General features: G+C 75.6%; 3 protein-coding genes. 2 read left to right on the top strand and 1 reads right to left on the bottom strand.

Going from position 1 to position 3,343, the window contains the following annotated elements; genetic code table 11:
• Positions 1 to 126 precede the first annotated feature (126 nt).
• The gene (locus ACFV6I_RS38595) at positions 127 to 1,416 is read right to left on the bottom strand and encodes an AAA family ATPase (protein WP_380430856.1); all 1,290 of its coding nucleotides are present in this window, start codon (positions 1,414 to 1,416) and stop codon (positions 127 to 129) included.
• A gap of 616 nt (positions 1,417 to 2,032) precedes the next feature.
• Here ACFV6I_RS38595 and ACFV6I_RS38590 point away from each other — a divergent pair.
• Both ACFV6I_RS38590 and ACFV6I_RS38585 read left to right on the top strand, forming a co-directional pair.
• Positions 2,033 to 2,383, top strand: coding sequence for a hypothetical protein (locus tag ACFV6I_RS38590; RefSeq protein ID WP_063350555.1), 351 nt, complete (start codon positions 2,033 to 2,035; stop codon positions 2,381 to 2,383).
• A gap of 217 nt (positions 2,384 to 2,600) precedes the next feature.
• Positions 2,601 to 3,299 carry a sigma-70 family RNA polymerase sigma factor gene (locus tag ACFV6I_RS38585; protein ID WP_063350556.1) on the top strand — a complete coding sequence of 233 codons (699 nt, stop codon included), beginning with the start codon at positions 2,601 to 2,603 and terminating at the stop codon, positions 3,297 to 3,299.
• The last annotated feature ends 44 nt before the right edge of the window (positions 3,300 to 3,343 follow it).

Genomic DNA, 3,343 nt, shown 5'->3' with positions numbered 1-3,343 from the left:
GTGTTGGGCGCCCGGCTGGGCGTGCCGGCGAAGCGTCCTCGTACTGGGTCGTACTTGGACGTTTCGCCGGTGCGGTCAGGCGGGATGCCTGGCGCCGCGCGCCCGGCGGGAATTGTCAGACACGCCCTAGTGGAGGGCGGCGGCGGCGTGGGGGCCGGCGGCGGGCGGGGCGAAGTGCATGCCCTCGGCGACCAGGGCGGTGAGGTCGAGGTAGGCGCGGCGGGTCTTGGGGCGCAGCTTGGCCGGGTCGAACTCCCCGCCCAGAGCCAGGTGTTCGTCGAAGGGGAGGACCACGACGCCGCGGCAGCGGTTCTCGAAGTGGGCGACGAGTTCCTCCACCCGGATCGTCCGGCCGCTGCTGCGGACGCTGGAGATCAGGGTCACGCTGCGCTGCGCCAGCGAGCCGTAGCCGTTGGTGTACAGCCACTCCAGGGTGGCGTCGGCGCTGCTCGCGCCGTCGATGCTGGTGGTGGCGGTGATGACCAGCTGGTCGGCGAGGTCGAGGACGGCGCGCATGGAGCTGTGCAGCAGGCCGGTGCCGCAGTCGGCGAGGATGATCGGGTACTGCCGGGCGAGCAGGTCGACGAGCCGTCGGTAGTGCTCGCCGCTGAAGCTGTTGGCGATCGCCGGGTCCGAGTCGTTGGCCAGGACCTCAAGCCCGCTGGGGGTGAGCGAGGTGAAGCGGCGGACGTCCATGTAGCCGGTGATGGTGGCCTCGGCGGCGAGCATGTCGTGGACGGTGGCCCCGGTCTCCCGATGGACCCGCTTGCTGAGGGTGCCGGTGTCCGGGTTGGCGTCGACGGCGACCACCTTGTCGGCGCGGATCTCGGCGAGGACGGAGCCGAGTGCCAGGGTCGTCGAGGTCTTTCCGACACCGCCCTTGAGGCCGATCACCGCGATCCGGAAGGAGCGGTGGAGCGGGGTGCGGATGGCCGCCGTCAGCCGTTCCCGTTCCCGTTCCCGCTCTCCCCGGCCGAGGCCCAGGCCGGCGGGCAGGCCCAGGGTGCGGCGGCCCCGCCGTGCGGCGGGGGCCTGCGGCGGCGCGGAGTGCGGGGCTTGTGGGGCAGGCATGGCCGGTAGGGCAGGCATGGCCGGTAGGGCCGGTAGGGCCGGAAGTTCGGCCTGGGGGAGCTGCGGCAGCAGGGTGAACGGCTCCGGGGGCAGCGCGGCCGGGGCCGGCCGCGCCTGCGGGGGCACCAGGACCGTCCCGAGCACATCCAGTGGCTGCTGCCAGTCCGGCCCGGCGAGGTGTCCGGCGGGCGGCGCGGCGCTCGGCCCGGCGCTCGGGATGGTCGCCGTTGCGACGGCCAGTGCGCCGGCCGCCGGGAGGACGGGGCCGTAGTCGGGGGCGAGGTCCCAGTCCGGGCCCTGCGTCAGACGGTGCACCCGCCCGGTGTGCGTGTGGTCGGCCGCCATGTGTTCGCCTCCTGCTCGCCGTGTCGGCCCTGTCTGGTGCACCGGATTCCGGCGCCCCCCGCGCCGGCCGGGTACGGGGCCGTCCGATCGGTTCAACGGCCCGGGCCGGGAGCACCGTTCAACGGGAGCGCGGGACGCTGCGGCCCACTCGCGTCCCACCCCCCTCGGGAAGGGGTTCCCGGCCGTGCGCGGCCCAGCACGGCCCGGTGGAGCCGGGCGACGTCTACGGATGGCGGGCCGGTTCCGGTTCACCCGGTGCCGTCGCCGGGGCAGGGTGAACCGCCCCCGGCGGACGGCCCGTTGAGCGGGTCGGGGCGCGCACTGTGCCTCCCCCGCGCTTGGAGGACCTGATGGGCACCACCCCCCACCGCATCGGCCGCCCGGCCTGCACCCCCGAGCACCGGCCGGTCGGCTAGGTCCTCTCGTTCGGGCCTCGTCGCCGGCCGAACCGGTGTGCGGGCGGCAGCTGAGCGGCAGCTGCCCGGCCGTACCGGAAAACCCTCTGCTGGACCGGCTGTCAGTAGATACCGTCTTCGGATGGCACTCGATGCGGAACGAGTGCCATGCAGGAGCAGCCGGCGTGACTCCCGTGGGACGGGATGGGGGAGGGACAACGATGGATCCGGACGGGCCGGACGTGCGCGAGGTCGTCGCGGCGCTGGTACGGCAGGAGGAGCCGAGCAGGCCCGGGCCACCCGCGCTGGTGGTGCCCGAGGGCACGGCGGAGGAGGTGACCGCCGCCGCCCGGCGGCTCGCCCTGCGGGCGCTGCCGACCGAGCGGTGGAGGCCGGAGCCCGCACCGGGGCTGCGGGAGCTGGCGGCGGCGCTGGTGGTCGACGAGCACCCCTCGGCACCGGCCTGGTCGGCGGTGGAGCGGGAGCAGCTGGCGACCTGGGTCGCGGTGCTGATCGAGCACCGGGGGGAGGACGGGGTCCAGGAGCTGGTGCGCGTGCTCAACGAGGCCTGAGGGGCGGCCTGGTGGCCACGGGATGGGCGCTGGATGGCCGCGAGATGGCCGGGAGGTGGCCGTGCGGAGTCCTGGCCTGCGGCCCGGCCGTGCGGGGCCGGGGCGTTGGCGGATCGTTGGTGCGGCCTTGGCGGCTGCGGGCAGTCTGCTGCTTGTAGCCGCCGGGGAAGTCCGGTCGGTGTGTCGCCCTGCCCTTGCCCGATCTGAGAGGCCGCGCGTGTCGAAGCAGCCCGTCGCCCAGCCCACGTCCGTCGCCCAGCCGCCCGTCGGCCCGCCGGCCGGCACGGACCCGTCGGCCACCACGGGATCCGCCCCCGCGCCCGGCACGCCGAAGGCGGCCCGCCCGACCCTCGACCCGGACACGCTCGCCGAGATCCACCGGCTGCACGGCGGCTACCTGCTGCGCGCGCTGCTGCGTGCCACCGGCGGCGACCGGGGCAAGGCCGAGGACATCCTCCAGGAGACCCTGCTGCGCGCCTGGCAGCACCCCGAGGCGCTGGCGGCCGGTGCCGAGCAGAGCCGTCCCTGGCTGTTCACGGTGGCCCGGCGGATCGCGATCGACCACTACCGGATGGCCGCCGCCCGCGCCAAGGAGGTGATCGGCGAGCCGCTGGAGGACCGTCCGCTCGCCGAGGACCCGTACGAGCAGGTGGTCGTCGCCCGGGACATCGCGCTGGCCCTGCGCCGGGTGCAGAAGCACCACCGCGAGGTGCTGGTCGAACTGCACTTGCGGGACCGCTCGGTGGTGGAGGCGGCGGCCCGGCTCGGGGTGCCGCCGGGGACGGTCAAGTCCCGCAACTTCTACGCGATCCGGGCGCTGCGCCCGGTCCTCGCGGCGGAGCACGGCTACGGCCCGGCCGACGGCCGCGGCCAGGCGGCCGCGCTCGACCGCTCGGGTGCCGCCGTCTCGCGCTGACCGCTGACCGCCGACCGGCTCCCCGTGGCGGCCTCTCGGCGACC

The sequence above is a fragment of the Kitasatospora sp. NPDC059803 genome (assembly GCF_042732255.1).
Classification (GTDB): Bacteria; Actinomycetota; Actinomycetes; order Streptomycetales; family Streptomycetaceae; genus Kitasatospora.
This window is presented reverse-complemented; position numbering and strand designations above follow the sequence as displayed.